Below are 25837 nucleotides of genomic sequence, written 5' to 3'. Positions count from 1 at the left end.
TATATTAAGCCCTTATTTTGATTTTAAGGGCTTTTTGTTTGTTTTAATGCTGTCCTCATATATTGGAGTAGTCTTTAAAATTAATGTTTAAGAAGAATAAATTCAGCGATAGGAAGTTTTATTATTTCTGTGGAGTGACAAAAAAACCAAGAATTTAAATTCCTAGTTTCCTTATTTTAACTGTTATTTTTAATCGATTATACTATTTCTACTTCTACTTCTTTTTTTAAAGTGAGATCTAGCTCTTCTCCTTCAGTTTTAGCTATGATTAGAGTACAAACTGCGTCTCCTATAATGTTTACAGCAGTTCTAGTCATGTCTAGTATTCTATCTACACCCATGATAAGAGCAATACCTTCAATTGGCAGCCCCACTTGAGTAAGTACCATAGATAACATTATAAGTCCTACGCCAGGAACTGCGGCTGTACCTATCGATGCCAGTGTAGCTGTTAAAATAACTGCGAGATAGTCACCCATAGTTAGATCTACTCCATATACCGCGGCTATAAATACAACTGCGACCCCCTGCATGATGGCAGTTCCATCCATATTGATGGTAGCTCCCAGTGGTATTGTAAATGAACTTATAATCTTAGATACTCCAAACTTCTCTTGAACAGTCTCTAGAGTAACAGGAAGTGTTGCTCCACTGCTGGCTGTAGAGAATGCCACAGAGATAGCCGGTAAAAATTTCTTTAAAAAAGTCATTGGATTCATCTTGACCACAGCAAGTAAAAGTCCCTGGTAAGTCAATAAGCCATGAATAAATAATGCTCCAACAACTGTAAGCATATATTTTAATAGTGGCATCATTGCTGAATATCCAAGAGATGAAAACGTCTTAGTAATAAGACAGAATACACCAAATGGAGCTACTTTCATAATAAGATTTAGCATCTCTAAAACTAGATCATTAGCTTGATTAAATCCTTCTCTTATCTTGCTAACTCTATCTCCTAGGACAGTTAAACCCATACCTGTAAGAAGAGCAAAGAATATAATTTGTAGCATATTTCCTTCAGCCATTGATGCTATCGGGTTAGATGGTATTATATCAATAAGTACATCTACGAATGGTTTTGAAGCTTTTATAGTTTTAGTAGTTTTTTCGATACTGTCACTGGATAATCCAGCTCCTGGATCAATTATATTTGCAAAAATAAGAGCTATAACGATTGCAACAGCCGTTGTGAACAGATAAAATCCTAAAGTTTTTGCTCCTATTCTTCCTAATTTTTTAATATCTCCCATAGCTGAACTTCCTACAGTCAACGATACAAATACCAGTGGAACTACCAACATCTTTATGGCATTTATAAATACCGATCCACCTAATTTCAAGAAAAACCCGATAATATAGTCTTCTACAAATGGAACATCTCTCATTGGATATAAAATCAATCCTACTATTATCCCACTAATTAATCCAATAAAAATTTTTGTTGTTAATGTCATTTTTTTCATCTTACCACCCTCCCATAAAAAAATTTAATTTTGTTGTTACAACTATAACAGAAAAACGCTACGAGTATATAGATAAATGATTAAACCTCTAGCGTAGTATATAGTTTATATATGCAAAAGTCAAATTTTAATAGTATTGTTTATTTTGTGAAGATCTTTATGAGTGGATTTTCTAATAATTTATCAACATATGCTTTCTTACCTAAACTCCCTAGAATTTCGCTGTAACTTGGGTGGGGAAATATAACCGATGAAAATTTATCTAAAGTGAGGTGATTTTTTGCTGCTATTTGAAATGAGGATATGATCTCACCTGCTCTTTCAGCTAAAAGTTTTACTTCCAAGATTTCTTTTTTATGGTTGGTTTCCACCCTCAGCTCAAAAATATCACCTTTTTTTGTCAGAGTTCTTTCTGAATCACCCCGTCCATAGGAATATATCTTAGTTTCTCTTTTCTTTGGATCAGGAATTCCTCGAGAAGCTAGTTCAGGTGAGGTAAATGTGCACCAGCTTATATTGGAATAATCTACCTTTTTTTTCAGGGGTAAAAACATATTTTTAACGGCTAAAATTCCTTGATAATTAGCCATATGTGAAAACTGATATGGACCTACTATATCTCCTACACCATAGATATTATGTATGTTTGTCCTCAAATAATCATCTACTTCTATCCCTTTTCGATTATATTTTATTCCTAATTCATCCAATCCAAGACCTTTTATATTCGGAACTCTTCCTATGGAAACTAGAATAGCTTCAGCTTCAATTCTTTTTGGTTCTCCATTGGTTTCTACATTGAGGCTAATGAGGCCGTCATTCTTAGTTACAGAAGTGGAGGTAGTATTAACGTGGATATTGACTCCCTCTTTTATCAAGATTTCAGATAAAATATTTACTAATTCCTCACTTTCACGGATAAACATTCGAGAAGATCTCTCTATTAGATGAACCTCTGTTCCCAATCTGTTTAAACACTGGGCCATCTCTACTCCGATAGCTCCCCCTCCTAAAATTATCATGGATTTAGGAAGTTTTTCTAGTTGGAAAAGGTTTTGATTGGTTAGATAATCTATCTTATCTAAGCCCTCTAGAGGAGGTATAAATGGAGAGGTACCAGTGGATATAACTATGTTTTTTCCGTGATACTTCACCTCGTCAACCAGTACAATTTTTGGTTCTATTAGTTTAATCGATATACCTTGCTTAAATGTTATTCCGTCCTTGGCTAAGACTTCTGGAGATTCATGGGAATACACCTCATCTATGATACCTCTGACATCACTCATAATTTTTGCAGTATCTATTTCTAGAGAGGAATAATATTTTTTGGCTACATGAATATCCTTACCTATGTTGATAAGAGCCTTACTGGGCATACATCCCGACCAAGTACAAGTTCCACCCGGTAAACTTCTATCCAGTAAGAGAACTTTTTTTCCCAGCCCATTAGCTGTATATGCGCAGGTTAGTCCTGCAGCTCCAGCTCCTACTATTAGTAAATCATACATACGTTTTATCTCCAATGTTAAAGTTTAGTTCATTTTATTTTAATAGACAAAGGAAAAAATTACAATATATATAGGGATAAAAGATCATAATATTTAGCTATAATCATTTCTATTACATATATTACTAAAAAGGTCAATTAAATCCTTTAAAATTTAAATTGTTTAAAGATTTTACAGATGTGGTATTATAGAAAATATTGTGATAAAATATATTTCTAAAAGAAGAAAAGTGGAGGAGAGATAAAAACGGAGATAAAAAAAATATTGATACCTGGGATTATATTATTTCTAATATTTTTTATAGGTGTTTTTGGATATATTTATATTGAAAATTATAATTTAATAGATGCTTTTTATATGACCTCTATCACCCTTTCTACAGGGGGATTTGGAGAGGTTAAGGCACTTAGTCCTCATGGGAAAATTTTTACCTCAATCCTTATATTTTCTGGGATAACCGTAGTTGTTTATACATTGGGAAACGTTACTAAATTTTTTGTTGAAGGGGAGCTGAAATCCTATTTAAGATGGAGGAGTATGGATAATAAAATAACTAAATTAAAAGATCATTACATAGTATGTGGAGCCGGCAGAACGGGAAGGAAGATTATAAAGGATTTTTTAAAAAAGGGTTTAGATTTTGTAGTGGTAGAAAAAGATGAGAAAAAGATTGAAAAACTAAAGGATATATATAGAAAAAAATTACTCTATGTAATAGGAGACGCAACAAAAGATGAAACTCTCCTCCAGGCCAATGTGAAAAGTGCTAAAGTATTGATATCGGTCCTATCAACAGATGCTGAGAATCTTTTTTTAACTCTTACAACAAAAGATTTAAATGAAAAAATACAGGTGATAACAAGGGCTGTGGACGCCAGCAGTGAAAAAAAATTAAGAAGAGGTGGAGCCGATTTTATAATTTCGCCTTTTGAGATAGCTGCTGAAAGAATGGTAGCCACAGCTACTCAAACTAATTTAATTAGTTTTGTAGATGTTTTTAGTAAAAAATCAAGGATAGAGGGTTTGACATTTGAACTGGTAGAGATAAAAAAAGGATCACAACTAGTAGATGTAACTCTTATGGAAGCAAAGATCCCTACTCAAACTAATCTAATAGTTATTGGTCACGAAGTAGACGGAGTTATGAAGATAAATCCTATGTCCCAGGAGCGCCTCAAAGAAAATGAAAAATTGTTGGTACTGGGGACAAAGGATCAAATAAAAAAATTAATAGAGATAGCTTTGAATTAATGACTTGAGGAGATTTTATGTATTATTTAATAGGTATATTTATATTTTATATGGTATTTATTGTTACAGGCAGCAGAAAACAGAGGATGAAAATTAAGATAAAAAAAACTGTAACTTATAAAAATGTTAATATCATCCCTAAAAATAACAGAGATGTAAATTTTGAAGTTTTGGAGGATCTGACCTTTGAAAGTAAAAATTTTATTGTTCAAAATTTAAATATAAAGAGTGAGAACGTAGATGAAGAGATGACGTATTTAGCGGTGGTACCAAAATCATATACTCCTGAAAAAAGTTATCCAGTACTTTATTTACTCCATGGGTTAAGGGATAATGCCCATGACTGGATAGAAAAAGGAAGACTTTTAGATACCTTTGAACTTTTACTAGAGAAAAAAGATATAGGAAAGATGATTGTCATTCTCCCTAATTCAGGATTTTGCGGTGAGTCTTGGTATAGTGATTTTAAAAAGGTAAAGAATAAAAACTATGAGTCATATTTTATAGATGAATTAATTTTAGATGTAAAAAAAAGATTTAATGTGAATAATGCCGGGATATCTGGATTTTCTATGGGTGGATATGGCTCTTTTAAATTAGGGCTGAAACATTTGGAGTTGTTTAAAGTAATTGGTAGTTTTGCTGGGGCTGTTAGTTTGGTGAGGCTGACTATAAATAAGAGGATTACGAGAATAGTTAAATTTATATATCTTCCTAAATTTCTATTCAAAAGTGAGGATAAAGAGCGGTTTATTAATATATTTGGATCGTGGGGAAAAGGCATTATGAAAGAAGATCCTTATACTCTTATAAAACAATTGAATACCACAAAACAACAGGGAAAACATTTTTACCTTTCAGTTGGTTCAGAAGATAAAGAACCTTATTATATAGTTCACCAATGGGTAGATATGGTAGGTAGAATAAAAAGATTTAATCTACCTTTTGAAGCTTATATCTATGAGGGAGAAACTCACACATGGGATTATGTAGCTAAAGATATAGGTAGATTTTTAAAATATAGTTGGAAACATTTAAAATAATATCTTTTTGGAGATCTTATTTTTTTATTGCTTAAAAACTTATAAAATATAGTTAAAAAACTTTACTTTATCAAAAAAATAAAGTATATAAGGTTTATATAGTGTATACGATTAAAAGGGAGGTAAGATATGAAAAAAATGTTTTTATTATTGTCATTGATGTTCCTCATGATTGGCTGTGGAAAAGATAAGTCGGAAACAACTGGAACTAAAGAGGTTAAAAAAACTCTGACTTTTTATGCTGGATTACAAGAGGATCATGCTGCCATGATAGCAAAAAAGTTTGAGGAAGAAACAGGAATTAAGACAAGCTTTGTAAGGATGAGTAGTGGAGAAGTTTTAGCTAGATTAAAAGCAGAAAAAAATAACATGTCTGCATCTGTATGGTACGGCGGACCTGTAGATGCGTTTGTAGCAGCGAATGAAGCTGGTTTAATCGAATCATATATTTCTCCTGAAGCAGTAAATATCAATGAGGAACAAAAAGATCCTGATGGTAACTGGACAGGAATCTATGTAGGTTATTTAGGATTTGTTGGAAACCAAAAAATGTTAGATGAAAAGAGATTGGAGATGCCTACATCATGGGCAGATCTATTAAAGCCTGAGTACAAGGGAGAGATCGTAGTAGCTCATCCTGGATCATCAGGAACGGCTTATACAATGTTAGCTACTCTTGTTCAACTTATGGGTGAAGATGAAGCTATGGAGTATTTGAAAAAATTCAACGGGCAGGTTAGACAATATACTAAATCTGGTACTGCTCCAGGAAGAATGGCAGGACAGGGTGAAACAACAATTGGAATAACATTCTTACACGATGCTATAAAATATAAAAAAGAAGGATATATAGACATCGTCATTTCTGCTCCATCTGAAGGAACAGGATATGAGATTGGTGGAGTAGCACTATTGAAAAATGGACCAGATCAAGAAACTGCTAAACAATTTATTGACTGGGTATTGACTAAAGAAGTTCAAGAAATGGGGAAAACAGTAGGATCTTTCCAATTCTTAACAAATAAAGATGCCATGCCACCAGCAGAAGCAGATCCAATAAAAGATACAAAATTAATTAAATATGATTTTGATTGGGCAGGAAAGAATAGAGTAAGATTAGTGGAAAGATTTAGTATTGAAACAAGTACTATAGCCCCAAAAAAATAATTAAGATACTTCCCTTAGTTCTTTGACTGAGGGAAGTCTTTATATAAATAGGGAAATTGGAGGAACTATGAACAACTTTAGATTGAAAATAAATGAAGAATTAAACCATATAAAAAAATTGACTAACGATCCCACATTATTTGTGACAATAATATTTTCATTAGTGGTGATATCATTTTTTGTGCTAGTACCTCTCTACAATGTATTGATGGAAAGTTTTACATTTAAAGAAGCACTTAGTTTGGAAAATTATAAAAACGCATTTGGAAGAAGTGGAAATGTAGCAATAATTTTAAATACTTTAAAACTAGGTTTTGTAACTGCAACATTATCACTTATCATTGGATTTTTCTTTGCATATACTACATCGTATATGAAGATCAGAGGGAAAAAACTATTTGATTATATAGCAATGCTACCTATTATATCGCCACCATTCGTTGTAGCGTTATCAGCAATATTATTATTTGGAAGACAGGGGCTTATTACTCGTGGTCTCTTTGGTATTAAAGATTTTGAGATCTATGGATTTCATGGATTGGTATTAGTTCAGGTTTTAAGTTTTTTCCCCATAGCATATCTAATGTTGGTTGGTTTATTACAGGGAATAGATCCTTCTGTAGAGGAAGCCTCTACAGATTTAGGTGCATCTAAATTAAAAGTATTTACAAGTGTAACCTTTCCATTGGTTATTCCAGGGATAGCTAATGCTTTTTTATTAGTTTTTATACAATCTATAGCAGATTTTGCCAATCCTGTAGTAATCGGTGGAAATTTTACAACAATTTCTGTAAAAATTTATCAGGAAGGAATAGGTAATTTCCAATTGGGAATAGCAACGGCACTTGCGATGATATTACTTTCAATCTCTATATCAATGTTTATAGTTCAAAGGTATTATATAAATAAAAAATCTTATATAACTGTGACTGGAAAGTCTTCTAGAGCCAGAGATTTAATCAAAGATAAAGCTATAACAATACCTGTATTCATAACTTTAATAATTCTTACTGTATTTGTAATACTTATGTATATTTTGATCCCTATAGGATCATTTGTAAAGTTGTGGGGGATCAACTATACTCCTACCCTAGCTCACTATAAATATATATTTGATTTTGGTATGGATCCTATAATACAGACTACTGTATTAGCGATAATAGCAACTATAATAACAAGTATTTTTTCTATGATTCTTGCGTTCTTAATTGTAAGGAAAAAATTTATAGGGAAAACGTTTATAGAATTCACAACAATTATGGCCCTTGCTATCCCTGGAACAATCATAGGTTTAGGATATGTAATCAGTTATAATATTACATATAAGATACCGTTTACAAATATAACATTGATCCCGCCCCTTACAGGAACGGCACTTATTATTGTTATAGCCTTTATAATTAGAAGTTTACCTGTAGGAGTTAGAAGTGGAATGAGTTCACTTCAACAAATTGACCCTTCTATCGAGGAAGCAGCAAGTGTCTTAGGAGCTTCGAGTAGTAAAGTTTTTTTTAGTGTGACTATCCCTATGATAAAAGAAGCATTTTTTAGTGGGTTGATCTATTCGTTTGCAAGAAGTATGACCTTGGTAAGTACGATTATATTTTTGATATCCGCTAGATGGAAACTACTAACACCTACAGTAATGGATAATATAGATACTGGAAGGATAGGAATAGCATCAGCTTACTGTACAATATTAATTGTAATAGTATCGACAGTGATGATAAGTATGAAGATTTTAATCTCAAAAATAGGTCTAAAAAAATAAAGCAAGTTAGGGGTGTATTTTAATGAAACAATCTAAAAGAGTAGAGATAAAGAATTTAACAAAAATATTTATCTCGGGAAAAAACAAAATAAAGGCAGTTAATAATATTAGTTTAATTGTAGAGCCTGGAGAATTTGTATGTCTCTTAGGACCTTCTGGTTGTGGAAAAACAACAATGCTTAGAATGTTAGCAGGATTTGAGATTCCTACTTCTGGAAATATATTTATAGGAGATAAAGATGTAGCAAATCTGACTCCAGATAAAAGAGACACTGCCATGGTATTTCAAAATTATGCACTATTTCCTCATATGAATGTGTATAATAATATTGCATACGGACTTAAAATACAAAAGAAATCTAAACAAGAGATAGATAAGAGAGTTAATGATGTTTTAAAATTAATGAAGATGGAAGATTTTGCTGAGAGAACACCTTCAGCAATGTCCGGTGGACAGCAGCAGAGAGTGTCCCTTGCAAGGGCCTTGATCATGAATTCAGGAGTATTACTATTTGACGAACCACTATCAAACTTAGATGCTAAATTAAGACTTCATATGAGAGATGAGATCAGAAAACTTCAGCAGGAGGTTGGGATAACTTCGATCTATGTAACTCATGATCAGGCAGAAGCGATGTCACTTTCTGATAAAGTGGTAATAATGAAAGATGGTGAGATTATGCAGGTAGGATCTCCAATAGAAATATATCAAAAACCAAACAGTGAATTTATTGCTAAATTTATCGGGAGAGCTAATATTTTAAAAGCGACAATAATTTCAAAGAAAGATGGGAAAACAAAAATTGAATTATTGGGTTCTGAATACACAGTAACTGATGAAATAGGATACAGTGCGGGAGAGATAGTTGAGGTCGTAGTAAGACCTGAATCTATTAAATTTAATGCAGAAAAACATCAGGGAAAAGTTGTGAAAAGTGTCTTTATGGGAGAAAATCATGAGTATGAAATCATGGTAGGAACCGAAAAAATTGAGGTATCTTTAAACAATCCCCATGGGAAAGAGATAAAAAAAGTTGGTGAAAATTTAACTTTTGTTTTAGACGAAGAATCAATCCATATAATTTAAACAAGAAGAGAGAAAATTTATAAAATTTTCTCTCTTCTTGTTTAAATTTTTTTCACGTAGTTATCCTTACTCCTGTCTAAATCAGTAAAAGAAAAAATAAAATAACAAATAAAACAGAAAACAATTGACATTGTTACGAAGTTAAGGTATACTTCTCTTGTCTTTGAAAGCGCGGGAATAGCTCAGTTGGTAGAGCGTCAGCCTTCCAAGCTGAATGTCGCCAGTTCGAACCTGGTTTCCCGCTCCAAAGACTTTAATAAAAAATCCATGTCGCGGGATAGAGCAGTCTGGTAGCTCGTCGGGCTCATAACCCGAAGGTCGTAAGTTCAAATCTTGCTCCCGCCACCAATTAAAATTCAAACCAGCTGTTAACAGCTGGTTTTTTATTTTTATATTTTTTGTTTTGTTTTCATCTGATAATAACGATTTCCAAAGAGGTCAATGCTGTTAAAAATCTCAAATCCCATTTTTTCATACAATGATCTTGCCGATTTTTTTTCTATATCTACAATCAAACTACAAGGATCAAATTCATTGTTCACGAATTGTAGGAGGGATTTACCTATTCCCTGTCCACGATATTTATCCCCTACAGCAAGGCTATCGATATAGTAAGAGTTTTTAACTCCTTCAATTGGAAGAACAGTATCAACACAATATTTTTTTAACAGTATAGATCTCTGATTTTCTCCTAAACTCATCTCCAAATTTTGATCATATATAATGATCATTCCCATGATAACCTTGTTTTTTTCATAGACAAAACAATTTTCAAAACTTAATTTATTGTGTTTACTTTGAAATAAAAGTTGACATACCTCTTTTGCTTTATCTCCTACAAATGATGGATCCATGGGGAAAAAGATCTCCCCTGCTGCACTCATTATAAAATCTATAACTTTGTCTTCCTTCTTAGCTTTTCGAATATTATCTAACTTCATTAAAATCCTCCAATTTTTTTGTTTTCTTCTACTTTTTTATAGGGTATAATATAGACTATATCATTAAGGGTGTATTTTTAGGAGGGAATTTATGAAAATAAAAAATCAAAGTTTATATGGACAAAATTTTGAGATAGAGGAAAAAATAGGAAAAAGATCCATAGATTCATTTATTAAGGTCAGAGGATGGATACTGATCATAGTTACTTTAGGTTTGGCAATATTTAGTCTTTTAAATATAGCTAGTGCGAGTTTTTACACCTCTATGAGAATTTATAAAACAGAATATTTTTTTGTGAAGAGACAATTTTTATTTCTTTTAGCTGGAATAATCCCTTTATTTATGGGCTTAGGTATCGATTATAAATGGTATGAAAAAAAACGAACGATTAAACTAATAGTTATTCTTGTACTTCTTCTGTTTGGAGTTATTGCCATAGGAACTGCCTTTGGGATAGATTTTTTGGTGCCAGTTAGGAATGGAAGTAGACGTTGGATAGATTTTAAAATTGTTAAACTACAACCCTCTGAGCTATTAAAAATTGCATATATCATCTTAATCGCCAAGGGACTCCATGCCTGTAGACAAAAAAAATATAAAAACATGGATATAGTATATACCATATCTCCAATTGTATTATTCTTTGTTTTATCTGTTTTTTTTCAAAGAGACCTTGGAACAGCTCTGCACTATATAGCTATCTCCTTTGTTATGATATTTTTTTCAGATATAGAATTAAAGCATATATTTAAATTTTTTGCTATAATTGTTGTAATAGGAATAACCTATGGAAGTTATGCATACTTTATAGGAGATGACAGCTCCTATAGAAATAGGAGGATAAAAGCCTATGTAAAAGGTGTAATCTACAATGAGTATGACAATAGAGACGGATATCAGATAAAACAGTCTTTGATTGCTGTTGGAAATGGGGGATTTTTTGGTAAGGGATTGGGAAATGGAACCCAAAAATATAGTTATCTTCCAGAGATACATACAGATTTTATCATGGCTTCTATTGGAGAGGAATGGGGATTTGTAGGAGTTTCCATCATGTTTTTAGCCTATATAATTATCTTACAGATAGGGGCAGTCATTGCAAAATCAGCTAGAGACTACTTTGGTAAATATTTAGCCATTGGAATTACGGGTTACTTGTTTAGCCAAATAATAATGAATGTATATGTTGTTACAGGGCTTATGCCGGTCACAGGAATACCCCTGCCTCTTATGAGCTATGGTGGGACCTCCCTATGGACGACCCTATTTTCTATTGGAGTACTTTACAATATTAATAAACATTCTTTAAAAGGGGGGGCAAAAGGTGCAGACCAAAAAAAAAGAAGTTCAAAATAAGATCTATCAGGGAGCTATGGAAGTTTTTAAAGAAAATGGATATAGAGGCGCAACCATGAAAGAAATATCGAAAAAATCAAAAGTTCCAATTGGAAATATATATAGATATTATGAAAATAAAGAGATACTTTTTGATGATATAGTCTTTGAACTATACTCAACTATTAAATACAACCATATTCATGAGGATTTCAAGGAGAAATCCTCCGATTTGAATAAAAAACCAAGAGTATTTTTAAATAATTATATAAATTTAGCGACCTCTAAACCTATGGAATTTTTTATCCTTTTTGATTCCTCTATAGGAACAAGATATGAGAGTTTTCTGGAGGAATTAGTAGGGATAAGATGGAGAAAATATCTAGATAATAAAAAAATAAATGGCCTGGAGTATGAAAATTTTGATAAGGAGTTTATTATGGTTTTAATGAAACTGGCGATTACTAGTATTATCGACATATGTAAAAAATATAGTAGCAATGAAAAATTATTGAGATATTATTTGATTAAATTTGATTATTTTTTTAGGAGTGATATATGTGATAAACTTAAAGAAATTAGTTTTAATGAAAGAAATTAGTTTATTCTTTTTGCTTAGTTTGACTTTGTTTTCTGCTCCTCTAAGGGTAGGGGTGAGTTCAGATTTTAATTTTGAGTTGGTAAATTTTATGATGGAACAGGATAAAACCCTGGATATAGAGCTGATTAGGTATGAAAATGATAAAAACTTAAATAGAGATCTTTTAGATAAGAAGATTGATGTTAATATTTTTCAAACTTTAGACTATTTAAATTCATACAATGACTTAAATAACAGCACTATTAGATCTATAGGGGGGACCTATGCAGAACCCATGGGACTATATTCCAAAAAATATAATTCCATGAAAAGTATGGTGGTAGGGGCTATCATAGCCATTCCTAAGGATCCTTCTAATAAAAAGAGAGCACTGAGATTTTTAGAGGAGATGGGTCTCATAGAGCTAGATCACGAAAAAAAAATTACAACAGAAGATATCTTATCCAACCCTTTCAAAATAGAGATTGTAGGAGTAGATACTTTTTTATTGCCCAGGTTTTTAGAAGTTGCTGACTATGTTATTTTAAGTGGAGGGACAGCTTTTAATGTGGGATATACTCCACAAATAGATTCGTTATTTTTGGAGGGTTTTAATAAAAAATATATAAATATAATAGCTATCAGGGAGAAAATGCTCAAAAATAAAAAAGTCATTCGGTTTTCTGAGTCGATCAGAAGCAAGGACATTAAATTATTTATCTTAGAAAAATATGGAAAAAACATAAGTTTTTTTTGAAATTTTAAAAAAACAAAAAAATAAAATGTCAAGGAAGAATTTTTTTCTTTTATCTTTTCTTTTTCTACCCCTTATTTACCAATCTTAAACCTAAATATATAAATTTTATATACTCCTATTTTATAAAATGAGTTAGACACTTTTCACTATATATGGTAACATTCCAATTGTTAATGACTAAATATAGTGGAGTGGTGTTAAATGAAAGTAGTTAAAAGAGATGGTCAGAGAGTCAACTTTGATGCAAATAAGATAGTTTGCGCGATAAACAAGGCAGCTATTGCTTCCAAGGAAGATGTCAGCACTAAATTTGCCCTAGAAGTGGTGAATAAATTAGTAGATTTAAATAAAAATCTAGAAGTCGAAGAGATACAGGATCTTGTAGAAAAAGAATTGATGAAAACATATCCAGATATGGCTAAAAACTATATCTTGTATAGAGACATGAGAAATATAGAGAGACACAAGAGAACAACTTTAAAAAAATCTTTCGATGGTATAGTTACTGTGGAAAAAAACAATATAAACAATGAGAATGCAAATATGGCTGGGAATACTCCTGCCGGTCAAATGATGACATTTGCAAGTGAGACTACAAAGGACTATACACATAAATATCTATTAAATCCTGAATATTCAAGTGCCCATTTGGCTGGAGATATTCATATCCATGATTTAGACTATTATCCTACAAAGACTTCTACCTGTGTACAATATGATTTGAAAAAATTATTTACAGGTGGATTTCAATCAAAGCATGGAAAGATCCGTCAACCTAAATCTATCTCAACATACGCTACACTGGCAACTATAATATTTCAAACAAACCAAAATGAACAGCATGGTGGACAGGCTATACCGGCATTTGACTTCTTCATGGCTCCAGGAGTATTAAAATCATTTAGAAGACACTTTAGATATAGAGCACTGACATTTTTAGATGCAGATTATATTGAGGACAAAAATAATGAATTAAAAGAAATTATAAATAACTCAATCACTACAATATCTGTAAGTAAAGATATTAAAAATACATTGGCTAAAAAATTAGGAATGGATAAAAAAATTATCGATAAATTAATTAAAATTGCATATGCAGATACAAAGAATGAAACACACCAAGCTATGGAAGGATTTATCCATAACTTAAATACCATGCATTCTAGAGGTGGAAATCAGGTAGTATTCAGTTCTATCAACTATGGTACTGATTTTTCTGCTGAGGGTAGGATGGTTATAGAGGAGTTGTTCAAAGCTACTGAGGAGGGATTAGGAGATTCAGAGACACCTGTATTCCCTATTCAAATATTTAAAGTAAAGACTGGGATATCTTTTTCGGAAAAAGACTTTGAACTAGCTGTAAATAACTGGGCTAAAGCATCTAAGGGAGAGTTAGAATTTGAAACTCCTAACTTTGATCTTTTTATCAGAGCATGTGAAGTTACTTCTAAGAGATTATTCCCTAACTTTGTATTCTTAGACACACCATTTAACTTCCATGAAAAATGGGATATAAATGACCCTGACAGATACTTATATGAAGTGTCTACAATGGGATGCAGAACCAGAGTATTTGAAAATGTCAGAGGAGAGAAAACTTCTATCGGTCGTGGAAATGTATCGTTTACATCTATCAACATGCCTAGACTAGCTATCAAAGCCAGAAAGGAAGCTGTAGAAAGATTGGGAGAGAACTCATCGAAAGTTGAAACATTAGCTGTAGAGTTATTCCACAAAAATGTAAAAGAGATGGCTAATTTTGTAGGTGCTCAATTAAAAGATAGGTTTGAATTCCAAGGTTCGGCAGTAGCTAGACAATTTCCATTTATGATGGAAAATGGTATCTGGGATGGGGGACAAAACCTAGGTCCTAACGATGAAGTTAGAGATACGTTTGCATCAGGAACATTGGGTATAGGATTTATTGGTGGTCATAATGCAATGATGGCTCTCTATGGTGAAGGTCATGGAAAGAACGACAAGGCATTTAACACTCTGTATAAAGCTATATCTGATATAAAGGGTATCGCTGCAGAAAAGACTAAGGAACACAAATTAAATTTCTCAGCATTAGCAACTCCTGCTGAGGGCTTATCTGGAAGATTTACAAAAATAGATCGTGAGAAATTTGGAACTATAGATGGTGTAAATGACAGAGATTATTATATCAATTCATTCCATGTGGATGTTAAAGAAAATATTTCTTCTTTAGAAAAGATAAAGAGAGAAGCTCCATTCCATGAGCTTACTCTTGGGGGACATATTACTTATGTAGAACTTGATGGAGAAGCTAAAAAGAATGTAATGGCTATTATGAAGATTGTAAGAGCAATGCAACAAGAGGGAATCGGATATGGTTCTATCAACCATCCAGTGGACAGATGTAAGGATTGTAGCTTTAAAGGAATCATAGAAAATACTTGTCCTGTATGTGGAAGTAATGAGGTATCTAGAACTAGAAGAATCACAGGTTATTTAACTGGAGATTTAGACGGTTGGAACTCATATAAGCAAGCTGAGGAGCAAGATAGAGTAAAGCACAACTAGAAGACCAACTCCTTTTTTCTTATATTTCCTCTAATCTTAGAGGAAATGAGGTGGGAAGACTAAGAGAAGGTATAAAAATATTATTGTAGAGAGGGAATTGTTGAAATTCCCTCTTTAGTTTAGACTCTAGAGGTGATAAAATTGAAAACTAAATTAAAAAAAATTTTAAATATTTATTGGAAAAAAGAAAAAAATATTTTGATTTTATTGTTTATAGCAATTATATTAACTCTAAAAACGTCTGATATTCCTTATCCTTTTGGAATTCATATTTTAGGAATGAAAAGTTTTATTTATGGAAATAATTTAATCCAATCTTTATCTACGAGTTTTATAATGGGATACATCATTTATTACTTACTGGAATATCGACCTAAGGTTAAAGAAACTAAAGTTATAATGGAAAATTATGTTGCACTAAGAATCAGAAAGATTTTAACGGATTTTCATAATACTTATACAATGCTAGCTACTATTTCAACTGAAATCGATTCTACTACAGCGGGGTTGAAAGAAGATTTAAATAATATGAAAAACATTTTAAAAGTAAAAAAAGGGACTAGATGTCATGTTTCATTTGGTGGCGATAAAGATATGAGTAATTATACAGTTGGAAATTTCATTGTAGACGAAGGAAATGAAATTTATATTACTTCAAATGAAATTTTGAATTATATAATATATCTTGATATCGATTTTGTAGCTATTTTAAATGAAGTAATTGAAGAATCACAGTCTATGACAATGGGTTTTAAGGGGAATTTTTTTCCAGATCTTGAATTAAAAAGTTTCGAAGAAGATTTTATTCGAAATTATCAAGTTTATACTAAATTAAAAAAATATTATGAATAGAATATACCTCATAAAAATTCAATAGAACATCTATGTTAGTTAAATCAAATTAAGATAGCTACTGAATTATACCGTGAAATAATATTTTAATTTGTGCAAATTCGTGACAAAAATAAGAAGAAAGAAGGAATAATATGAAAATAATAAAAATATTTAAAGAAACCATCTCCGATGGATTCGGATTCAGATACTCCATATACTTTTCAGGGTGCACCCACTACTGTGAAGGTTGTCATAATCATGAAACATGGAAGGGTGACATAGGTAGGGTCTTAGATGAAGAATATATGGATGAGATAGTAGGAGAGATAAACAAAAACTCGATGTTAGACGGGGTTACCCTGTCTGGAGGAGATCCATTTTTTAATCCCATAGAATTATTGAAATTTCTAAAGGAAATTAAGGCTAGAACTCATAAAAATATATGGTCTTATACTGGGTATACTTTTGAAACTCTGCTAAAAGATCCTGTTATAAGGGAGTGTCTGGATTATATCGATGTATTGGTAGACGGTAAGTTTCAAAGAGTCAACTATCATCCAGAATTATACTTTAGAGGGAGCAGTAATCAAAGAATAATTGATGTTAAGGAAAGCCTAGAGAATGATCAAATAATTACTTTAGAATTTTAGAAAAACACCTATAATGGGTGTTTTTTTTTTGATATTTCCATTGTAACTGGTCATATGCTATAATAATCCTATATTTATCAATAAGTTTATGGCGTTTGAACAGGGAGGAAGGATATGAAAAATAGCAAAAGAGTTATCCTTCATTACGATATGGATGCATTTTATGCATCTGTAGAGATAAGGGATCAACCTAATCTTCGCGGTAAACCTGTAATTGTAGGGACTAGTGTTATAACTACCTGTAATTATGAAGCGAGAAAATATGGTTTACACTCTGCAATGAGTGTTACAAAGGCTAGAATGCTCTGTCCCTATGGAATATATCTGAAAGTTGATAAGGAAAAGTACAACGGAGTTTCAAAACAGATAAAAAATTTGGTTTTAAAACTAACCAATAAGGTAGAATTTATAGCTTTGGATGAAGGATTTATAGATATTACAGACATTATAAAAAATTATCCATCCTATGAAGTATTTGCCAAAAAATTTCAAAGGGGTATATTAAAAAACACAGGATTAACTTGTTCTATTGGAATAGGGTATAATAAACTCAGTGCGAAATTAGCCAGTGATGCTAAAAAACCTGGAGGAACAACATTTATTAGGGGTTTAGATGAGTTTGCTAATTTTATGTCAGATAAGGGGATAAAACTCATACCAGGGGTAGGAAAGAAAACCCAGGAGATCCTGGGTCGAAAAAATATTGTAGAGGTATCCGATGTTTTAAAGGTGTCACTGCAGGAGCTTAGGAGTATATTGGGGTATAACAGGGGTGAGATGATATATGAATATTCTAGAGGAATCGATAATAGGAAGGTGTCTATCGAATCAAAGACACATTCTATTAGCAACGAGAAAACTTATTCTAGTCCTTTAGAAGACAGAGAATTTATATGGTCTGAATTTTTAGGCCTGTTGGTGAAAACTCATAAAAGGTTGGAATATCAGAAGTTTCATACAAAAACTCTAACTTTAAAAGTAAGATATTTGGATAGGAAAACTATAACCAGATCTAAAAGTATAAATATATCCACTCAAAATATAGAAATTTTAAAAAAATTATTGACTGTACTCTTGGAGGAGATTGATTTAGAGGATAAAATTAAATTATTGGGGATAAATATGGGTAATTTAAGTAAAAACAAAGAGTATCAATTGGCTTTCAAGGATATAGAGGAGATAAAAAAAGAAAGAAAAATACAGGAATTGAAAGATAAGATTAAGGATTTAAAAAATATATAAAATTAAACTATTTTAATTTTAGGAATAATGTTGTACAAATAGTATAGGGGTAGAAATGAGTATATAACTTTAGGAGGAATAAAATGAAAAAACTTGCAAATGACTTTATCAACTTTTCCCATTCTTCAAAATCTGTATTTCATGCAGTGAAGAATACTGCTGATATATTGATAGCCAACGGATATAAAGAGATCTTAGAATCTGAAAAATGGAAATTAGAGGTTAGTGGGAAATATTTCTTCACAAAAAATGATTCTTCATTGATTGCATTTTCTATTGGGAATGGAAATTTAAATGAGTGTGGATTTAAAATTTCTGGAAATCATACGGATTCTCCAGGATTCAGAATAAAACCCAAGTCAGAGATGGTAGGAGATTCATACCTTAGATTGAATACGGAAGTATATGGAGGGCCTATTTTGAATACCTGGCTAGACAGACCTCTGAGTATTGCAGGAAGGGTGGTTGTGAAATCAGAGAACGTTTTTAAACCTAAAACAATCTTAGTAAATATAGATAAGCCATGCCTTATCATTCCTAACCTCGCTATCCATCAAAATAGAGAGGTAAATAAAGGTGTTGAATTGAACAAGCAAAATGACACTCTACCTATCTTAACACTGATAGATGAGGAGTTAGAAAAGAAAAATTTCCTATTGAAATTAATAGCAGAGGAAAATAATATAAACTTAGATGAGATTTTAGACTTTGATCTATACCTCTATGAATTTGAAAAGGGAACTCTTGTAGGATTAAACGAGGAGATGATCTCAGCTGCCAAAATAGATAATTTAGGGGCCTTATATGTTGGTCTAGATGCCTTTCTTGAAGCCAAAGAGTTTAACGGTGTAAATGTACTGGCATGTTTTGACAATGAAGAGATAGGGAGCAGTACAAAGCAGGGAGCAGACTCAAATATGCTATTAAACACTCTAGAGAGGATATCTCTATCTTTAGGTTTAGATAGAGAGGAATTCTTTTGTGCACTATCAAATTCGTTTATGTTGTCTGTAGATGGAGCTCATGCAGTTCATCCAGCTCAGAATCAAAAGACAGATCCTATAATAAGACCTAAGATGAATCATGGTGTGGCTCTGAAAGTTGCCGCTAATCAATCTTATACTTCAGATGCATATTCACTGGCTGTAGTAAAACAAATATTAGAACCTAATGGTATTCCATATCAATACTTTGTAAATAGATCAGATACACCGGGGGGATCTACAATAGGGCCTATTTCTTCTACCCATCTAGGTATAAATGCTGTAGATTTAGGATTGGCAATGATTGGAATGCACTCTATTCGTGAGCTATGTGGTGTAGAAGATCTTATGAATTTAAAAAAATTACTTAAAAATTATTATTCCCTTTAAAATAAAGATTTAATTCATTGAGGGGTACAGGGGAGTGAAAAGATGAAAATACTATTGGTAGAAGATGAAAAACAGATATCGGATTATATAACCAAAGGGCTTTTAGAAGCAGGATATGATGTAGATACTGTAGATAACGGAGAAGATGCTATAAGCTATGCTACAAACAACAATTATAGTTTAATATTACTCGATATTATGATTCCTAAAAAAAATGGAATAGAAGTAGTAAAATATTTAAAAAAGCAAAAAGATAATACACATATAATTCTTATATCAGCAAAAGATCAAATTCAAGATAAAGTTGCGGGATTAGATGCAGGAGCAGATGATTATTTAGTAAAACCATTTGCTTTCTCGGAGTTATTAGCTAGAATTAGAGCTATATTTAGGAGGAGCACCGATGGAAATGATAATATTTTAATAGCTGAAAATCTAAAGATGGACTTACTAAAAAGAATTGTCTCTAGAGATGAGCAGATAATAGACCTGACAGCCAGAGAATTTAATCTTTTGGAATACTTTATAGAGAATAAAAATACTGTTTTAACTCGTATGATGATCACAGAAAAAGTATGGAATATCAACTTTATTTCTGATACAAATGTGGTAGATGTATATATAAATCATTTGAGAAAAAAAATTGATAAATTATTTGAAAAAAAATTAATCCATACAGTCAGAGGAGTTGGGTACATATTAAAAGGTTAACCAGTTTTAGCAAAAATAATTTAATATTTATAACTATGGTTAAAAGTAGTGTTCGAAATTTTATTGCACTAGGAATTATTTTTACAGGAGTGATTTTTTTAACTTCTGGTTTATTTAAAAATCATGTGGATAAAGAGTTAGCCAGTGAAGTTGGGATATTTCAATATCTCCTAAAGGAGGAAAGAATAGTTTTTGAGACCAATACGGTTATAGATTACCTAGATCTTCTGCCTGTACGCTTAGATATTATAGTAATAGACGCAGAAGCTAAAAAGCCTGTGTATGTAGAAATAAGTGACGATGCCTTTATTTTTAGTAATTCTAAAGCTTTAACGAAGCTTGTAAAAGATGTTGATCTAGAAAAAAATATATACGCCACTGTTGAAAATAAAAGACTTTTAATAGGGAGTTTTACCAATGGAAATAAAACATATATCTATGCACTTATTAGAGATATTTCAGATATAAATCTTTATCTTTCATGGCTGGCGATAACCTTTGTTCTGATAAGTTTTTTAGCTATAATTTGGAACTACTATAATACAAATAATATAGTTGATACCCTCTTAATGGGGTTGGATGAAATAACTAACTCAGCCAATGATATTAAGGGTAAAAATTTATCCAAAAGGATTGAAATTACTGCTAAAAATGAGAGTATAGGAAATTTGATATTCACTTTAAATTCCATGTTAGACAGGGTGGAAAATAGTTTTATTCAAATAAATGAATTTACAGATAATGTGAGTCATGAGTTGAAGACTCCTATTATGTCTATTAAAAGTATGATAGAGGTGGAGCTCAGTAGTGAGAGGAGTGTGGAAGAATACCAGGAAGATTTGGGAAAGGTCCTGGATGAAGTTAACTGGTTAAACAGTATTATTCAAAAACTTTTGATTTTCACTAAAAATCCAGAATCAATGGAGGAATATTTTAGACCTGTAAAGATAGAAAAAATGATCTTTGAATTATGTGAATTTATGGATATTCTTACTTTAGAAAAAAAAATAACTTTAAACTGTGAGTTAGAAGACTATGAGATAGAGGTTTTAGGAGAGGAGTCGCTGCTTCGGGATATATTTTTAAATATAATTTCTAATTCTATTAAATATAACAAGGAAGGGGGAGAGATAAATATTACCTCTTTTATCCTGGAAGATAAGATCGGAATTCGGATTTCAGATACAGGGATTGGAATTAAAGATAATAATTTAAAGAAGATTACAGAAAGGTTTTTTAGAGAAGATAAGGTTAGAACTACTAAAAAATCAGATTCAGGATTGGGCTTGTCTATCGTATCTCATCTAGTAGAAGTTCATAGGGGAACTTTGGAAATAGAGAGTGCTGAAGGGATAGGGAGTACATTTACAGTGTATCTACCAAAGGTTTAATAGAGTATAAAATCAACTAAAAAATATTAAAAAAAGAGACTGCCTAAATTTTAAACTGGCAGCCTCTTTTTTTTTATGGATATATTTATATAGAATTGTATATAGACAGATAATGAAGGGTAGTCCCTGCTATGACAAAAAAATGCCAGATGACATGGGTATATTTAACTTTTTTCATGGAGTAGAAGATCGCTCCTATAGAATAAAAAATACCTCCAGCTATGAGCAGTGTCAGTGATACGGAGTTCAAACTACTCTTTAGATTTCCAAATACAAAGACTATCATCCATCCCATAAATAGATAGATTAGAGTGGACATTGTTTGAAATCTACCTGCAAATTTAATTTTAAATAAAACTCCCAGACTGGTTAAAGTCCATTGAATAACCAAGATTACCCAGCCTGTAATCCCTCCTAATATCAGCAGAAAAGGAGTATATGAACCGGATATAAGGACATAGATAGCAGAATGATCCAATATTTTAAAAATTTTTCTATATTTTCCTATGGGAAGAATGTGATATATTCCTGACATAAGATATAAAAATATGGCTGAAAGCCCAAAGATACTAAAGCCTATAATTTGTTTTATTCCTCCCTCTTGTACCGCATGGATAACTAAAAAAACTAGACCACTTATTGCCATCCCAGCACCCAATAGATGGGTTATGGAACTCATATATTCCTCTAATTTTGAATATGGATTAATAACTTTCATCTTACCTCCTTTAAACACTTTAAAATAACACTTGTTTTGATACTTGCATTATAACATATATATATGGTTTTTATTCTCATATTATTGATTGACTTTATTCTAAAAATATTTTATAAAAAATTGTATTTTGATATAACTAAAGAACATATTGAATAAAATTATGTTATAATGCTAAGTATATTAAAGGAAAAAAGGAGGAGATTTATGAAAGTAGCATTTTTTGATATTGATGGAACTATATACAGAGATTCTCTTTTAACAGAGCATTTTAAAAGGTTAATAAAATATGAATTAATAGATCCCAGACAGTGGGAGAAAAAAGTAAAGGATCTGTACACTCAATGGGATATAAGAAAAGGTGGCTATGAAGCATATTTATTAGGACTGGTAGAGAGTTACATAGAAGCTATCCAAAATGTAACGCTAGAACAAAATGAGTTTGTGGCTAACCAAGTAATAGATGTAAAGGCGGGAAGAGTATATAAATATACCAGAGACAGGATAAAATGGCATAAAGCACAGGGGCATAAAGTTATATTTATTTCTGGAAGCCCGGAATTTTTAGTATCGAAGATGGCAAAAAAATATGGTGCAGACGATTACTGTGGGACAATTTATCACTATGATGGGGACCGATTTACCGGCGAAACTACTCCTATGTGGGATTCAGTGAGTAAGCAGAAAGCCATCGATAAATTTGTAGAAAAATATAATATCCATTTAGATGAATCCTATGCCTATGGAGATACCAATGGTGATCTTACTATGATTAAATCAGTGGGGCATCCAATCACAATCAATCCTGCTAAGGCTCTTTTAAAGAGTATTCAAGAGGATGAAAGTTTAAAGGGAAAAATTCAAATTATTGTAGAAAGAAAAGATGTTATATATAAACTTCCTTCAGATATAGATATATATGAATGCTTATTTATAGAGGAACAGGAAGAGGAATAAAAAATTAGGAGAAAAAAATGAGAACAAAAGAAAAAGTAAATTTATTTACAGAATTTAAGATAAAGGGAATAACCCTAAAAAACAGAATAGTTTTACCGCCTATGGTAAGGTTTAGCCTGATTGGTAAGGATGGATATGCTACTGATGAGTTGGTGAAATGGTACGAAGAAATAGCTCTAGGAGGAGTTGGAATGATTATCCTAGAAGCTTGTTGTATCGCTGAAAATGGTAAACTAAGGGATAACCAAATAGGAATATGGGATGATAGTTTTATAGAAGGATTGACTAAAATAGCAGATATCTGCAGAAAACACAAAACTCCTACCCTTATTCAGCTTCATCATGCTGGATTTAAAGAGGGGATAGCTACTGTATCTGAGAAAAAATTAGACGGGATCTTGGAGGAGTTTATAGATTCTTTTTACAGGGCAAAAAAATGTGGATTTGATGGGATAGAAATTCATGGAGCACATACCTATCTTATATCGCAGCTTCATTCTAAACTTTGGAATAAAAGAATCGATAAATATGGCGACAGGCTTTATTTTACTCGTGAATTGATAAAAAGAACAAAGGATCTCTTTGATGATAACTTCATATTGGGGATCAGGATAGGAGGAAATGAGCCTACCCTAGAAGAGGGAATCTATATTGCAAAAGAAGTTGAAAAAGCTGGAGTAGATCTGATCCATGTATCTAATGGAATACCTAATCCTAGTTTTAAACAGGATAGGAAGGTAGAGGTGCCAGTTGACTTTCCCCTTGATTGGGTAGTATATCTGGGAGTAGAGATAAAAAAACACGTTAAAACTCCTGTAATAGCTGTAAGAGCCATAAAAAAAGAGGTAGAAGCCAGTTATTTAATTGAAAATGATTTGGTGGATTTAGTAGCTATTGGAAGGGCAATGATCTCAAGACCTCATTGGATATCTTGGGCTAAGAAAAAATATAGATTCAGGATAAATACAGGGGGGAAACTTTTATAGATGCAACTTAACAATAAAAAAATAGGAGAGATGATATGAACGAGTTTTATAGTACAATCATTGAATATTTAAATATAAGTGGGTATTATCAAAGGATTTTTGTTGTGGGAATAATAATGGTATTGACCCTAATAATAGCAGTTATTATGCACGCTATTACAAATTATATAATAAAAAATTACTTAATCAAATTGATTGAAAAAAGTGAGACTAAGTGGGATGATTTTTTAATCGAAAACAATGTTTTAAAATATTTAAATGCCTTAGTGCCATTAATCGTTTTTCATATGATGATAAGTAAATTAGATTTTTTTAAATCTTTTTTTGAAAAGATTATTGATATAGGAATAGTAATAGTATTTACCCTTATTGTAAATGGAATTTTATCGGTATTCAGTGATATTTATAATACATACAGTATCTCTAAAAGACGACCGATTAAGAGTTATCTCCAGGTTATGAGTTTATTTTTAATGATTATAGCTGCAACAATATCTGTAGGAATAGTTATGGATAAGTCGCCCCTTAAAATTTTAAGTGGGATAGGTGCAATGACAGCTGTGATTATGCTGATTTTCAAAGATGCTATCTTGGGATTTGTTGCTAGTATTCAACTGGCAGCTAACAATATGGTTGGGATAGGAGACTGGATTGAGATGCCAAATCAACTGGCTGATGGAGATGTAGTGGAGATAAATTTAACCAATGTAAAGGTTCAAAATTTTGATAAAACCATCACAACTATTCCCAGTTATGCACTTGTCAGCAACTCATTTCGAAATTGGAAGGGGATGCAGTCTACAGGAAGTAGGAGGATAAAAAGGTCAATTTTTTTAGACAGTAACAGTGTAAAATTTTTATCTTTAGAAGAAATTAAAGAATATAAAAAAATCTATCTTTTGAGAGATTATATTGAGAAAAAAGAAAAAGAAGTTGAAAAATCTAATAGGGATAAAGATCTCGGATCTACTCCTATTAATGGTAGAAGATTCACAAAAATTGGAATGTTTAGAGTGTATGTTGAACTATATCTTAGAAATAGTTCCCATATCAATCAAGATTTGACCCTGTTAGTCAGGCAGCAGGAACCTACATTTCAAGGTATTCCCCTTGAGATATACTGTTTTGCCAAAACAATTGTCTGGCAGGAATATGAAGGGATTCAATCGGATCTCTTTGAACATCTGATACCAATAATCCATGAGTTTGATCTGGCAGTATTTCAAAACCCTACTGGAAATGACCTGAGGATGTTAAGAAAATAAGAGACTTATGCCTATTTTTTAAAATCAAAAAAAGATGACTCCTGTAAAATACAGAAGTCATCTTTTTATTGTTAAAAATTTCACCTCTTTTTCTAGTATCTCTAGAGTATCAATTTTTATTACAGTGGTAATATTACTTTACCGTATTTTTCGTTTAAAATTAGAGCTGCTGCTTCATACATTGCAGATAATCCAGCTACGATTCCTACATATCCAGCAATTTTCCCAAGTAATGCACTCTCAAAGAAAAAATGTA

Annotated in this window: 22 protein-coding genes and 2 tRNA genes; 20 read left to right on the top strand and 4 right to left on the bottom strand. The window is 31.8% G+C overall.

The genetic code is table 11. The features are described from left to right. Positions 1-197 precede the first annotated feature (197 nt). Together V5784_RS09880 and V5784_RS09875 are read right to left on the bottom strand one after the other, a co-directional pair. A complete protein-coding gene (locus tag V5784_RS09880) occupies positions 198-1466 on the bottom strand; it encodes a dicarboxylate/amino acid:cation symporter (RefSeq protein WP_336888848.1) in 1269 nt (422 codons plus the stop codon). Between the two features lie 140 nt (positions 1467-1606). Then, entirely contained in the window at positions 1607-2977 is a 1371-nt protein-coding gene (locus V5784_RS09875) for an FAD-dependent oxidoreductase (RefSeq protein WP_336888847.1), read from the bottom strand. Between the two features lie 264 nt (positions 2978-3241). Here V5784_RS09875 and V5784_RS09870 point away from each other — a divergent pair, with 264 nt between their 5' ends. The 7 genes from V5784_RS09870 (at position 3242) to V5784_RS09840 (ending at position 9644) form a co-directional block, all read left to right on the top strand. Further along, positions 3242-4228: an NAD-binding protein gene (locus tag V5784_RS09870; RefSeq protein WP_336888846.1), complete on the top strand. Its 987-nt coding sequence runs from the start codon at positions 3242-3244 to the stop codon at positions 4226-4228. A 17-nt stretch (positions 4229-4245) separates the two neighbouring features. Continuing rightward, positions 4246-5271, top strand: coding sequence for an alpha/beta hydrolase-fold protein (locus V5784_RS09865; protein WP_336888845.1), 1026 nt, complete (start codon positions 4246-4248; stop codon positions 5269-5271). Positions 5272-5400: 129 nt separating this feature from the next. Beyond that, complete coding sequence (locus V5784_RS09860) at positions 5401-6438, top strand: ABC transporter substrate-binding protein (protein ID WP_336888844.1); 1038 nt, start codon at positions 5401-5403, stop codon at positions 6436-6438. 67 nt (positions 6439-6505) lie between these two features. Beyond that, positions 6506-8209 (top strand): iron ABC transporter permease, encoded by a 1704-nt coding sequence (locus V5784_RS09855; protein WP_336888843.1) that lies wholly within the window; start codon positions 6506-6508, stop codon positions 8207-8209. A 22-nt stretch (positions 8210-8231) separates the two neighbouring features. After that, positions 8232-9296 (top strand): ABC transporter ATP-binding protein, encoded by a 1065-nt coding sequence (locus V5784_RS09850; protein ID WP_336888842.1) that lies wholly within the window; start codon positions 8232-8234, stop codon positions 9294-9296. A gap of 171 nt (positions 9297-9467) precedes the next feature. Further along, positions 9468-9543: transfer RNA gene (locus V5784_RS09845), tRNA-Gly, on the top strand. A gap of 24 nt (positions 9544-9567) precedes the next feature. Then, a tRNA-Met gene (locus tag V5784_RS09840) sits at positions 9568-9644 on the top strand. Between the two features lie 41 nt (positions 9645-9685). Here V5784_RS09840 and V5784_RS09835 read toward each other — a convergent pair. Further along, complete coding sequence (locus tag V5784_RS09835) at positions 9686-10237, bottom strand: GNAT family N-acetyltransferase (RefSeq protein WP_336888841.1); 552 nt, start codon at positions 10235-10237, stop codon at positions 9686-9688. A 91-nt stretch (positions 10238-10328) separates the two neighbouring features. On the opposite strand from V5784_RS09835, the gene V5784_RS09830 reads away from it, so the two are divergent. From V5784_RS09830 to V5784_RS09785, 10 genes are all read left to right on the top strand, one after another. Beyond that, entirely contained in the window at positions 10329-11594 is a 1266-nt protein-coding gene (locus tag V5784_RS09830) for a putative peptidoglycan glycosyltransferase FtsW (protein ID WP_336888840.1), read from the top strand. Next, positions 11563-12174, top strand: coding sequence for a TetR/AcrR family transcriptional regulator (locus V5784_RS09825; protein WP_336888839.1), 612 nt, complete (start codon positions 11563-11565; stop codon positions 12172-12174). Before V5784_RS09830 ends, V5784_RS09825 begins: the two co-directional genes overlap by 32 nt. After that, positions 12134-12910: a MetQ/NlpA family ABC transporter substrate-binding protein gene (locus tag V5784_RS09820; protein WP_336888838.1), complete on the top strand. Its 777-nt coding sequence runs from the start codon at positions 12134-12136 to the stop codon at positions 12908-12910. The genes V5784_RS09825 and V5784_RS09820 overlap by 41 nt, the downstream gene beginning before the upstream one ends. A 201-nt stretch (positions 12911-13111) precedes the next feature. Continuing rightward, positions 13112-15457 carry an anaerobic ribonucleoside triphosphate reductase gene (locus tag V5784_RS09815; protein ID WP_336888837.1) on the top strand — a complete coding sequence of 782 codons (2346 nt, stop codon included), beginning with the start codon at positions 13112-13114 and terminating at the stop codon, positions 15455-15457. 141 nt (positions 15458-15598) lie between these two features. Then, positions 15599-16309, top strand: coding sequence for a hypothetical protein (locus V5784_RS09810; protein ID WP_336888836.1), 711 nt, complete (start codon positions 15599-15601; stop codon positions 16307-16309). Positions 16310-16443: 134 nt separating this feature from the next. After that, the gene (gene nrdG / locus V5784_RS09805; protein ID WP_336888835.1) at positions 16444-16941 is read left to right on the top strand and encodes an anaerobic ribonucleoside-triphosphate reductase activating protein; all 498 of its coding nucleotides are present in this window, start codon (positions 16444-16446) and stop codon (positions 16939-16941) included. A gap of 114 nt (positions 16942-17055) precedes the next feature. Further along, positions 17056-18183: a DNA polymerase IV gene (dinB, locus tag V5784_RS09800; RefSeq protein WP_336888834.1), complete on the top strand. Its 1128-nt coding sequence runs from the start codon at positions 17056-17058 to the stop codon at positions 18181-18183. A gap of 83 nt (positions 18184-18266) precedes the next feature. Further along, positions 18267-19556 (top strand): M18 family aminopeptidase, encoded by a 1290-nt coding sequence (locus V5784_RS09795; RefSeq protein WP_336888833.1) that lies wholly within the window; start codon positions 18267-18269, stop codon positions 19554-19556. 42 nt (positions 19557-19598) lie between these two features. Next, positions 19599-20267, top strand: a complete 669-nt coding sequence (locus V5784_RS09790; protein ID WP_336888832.1) for a response regulator transcription factor — start codon at positions 19599-19601, stop codon at positions 20265-20267. An 89-nt stretch (positions 20268-20356) separates the two neighbouring features. Next, positions 20357-21658 carry a HAMP domain-containing sensor histidine kinase gene (locus V5784_RS09785; RefSeq protein WP_336888831.1) on the top strand — a complete coding sequence of 434 codons (1302 nt, stop codon included), beginning with the start codon at positions 20357-20359 and terminating at the stop codon, positions 21656-21658. Positions 21659-21743: 85 nt separating this feature from the next. Here the strand turns inward: V5784_RS09785 and V5784_RS09780 are convergent, their stop codons facing one another. Then, positions 21744-22376: a hemolysin III family protein gene (locus V5784_RS09780; RefSeq protein WP_336888830.1), complete on the bottom strand. Its 633-nt coding sequence runs from the start codon at positions 22374-22376 to the stop codon at positions 21744-21746. A gap of 204 nt (positions 22377-22580) precedes the next feature. Here V5784_RS09780 and V5784_RS09775 point away from each other — a divergent pair, with 204 nt between their 5' ends. The 3 genes from V5784_RS09775 to V5784_RS09765 are packed head-to-tail and all read left to right on the top strand — an operon-like array spanning position 22581 to position 25581. Next, on the top strand, positions 22581-23330 hold the full coding sequence (locus tag V5784_RS09775; RefSeq protein WP_336888829.1) for an HAD family hydrolase: 750 nt from the start codon (positions 22581-22583) through the stop codon (positions 23328-23330). A 17-nt stretch (positions 23331-23347) separates the two neighbouring features. Then, a complete protein-coding gene (locus V5784_RS09770) occupies positions 23348-24316 on the top strand; it encodes an NADH:flavin oxidoreductase (protein WP_336888828.1) in 969 nt (322 codons plus the stop codon). A gap of 35 nt (positions 24317-24351) precedes the next feature. Further along, on the top strand, positions 24352-25581 hold the full coding sequence (locus V5784_RS09765; protein ID WP_336888827.1) for a mechanosensitive ion channel family protein: 1230 nt from the start codon (positions 24352-24354) through the stop codon (positions 25579-25581). Positions 25582-25837: the final 256 nt, after the last annotated feature.

Source organism: Psychrilyobacter sp. (assembly GCF_037132775.1).
Classification (GTDB): Bacteria; Fusobacteriota; Fusobacteriia; order Fusobacteriales; family Fusobacteriaceae; genus Psychrilyobacter.
Note: the sequence above shows the minus strand (reverse complement) of the source record. Positions and strands in the feature narration are given on the sequence as shown.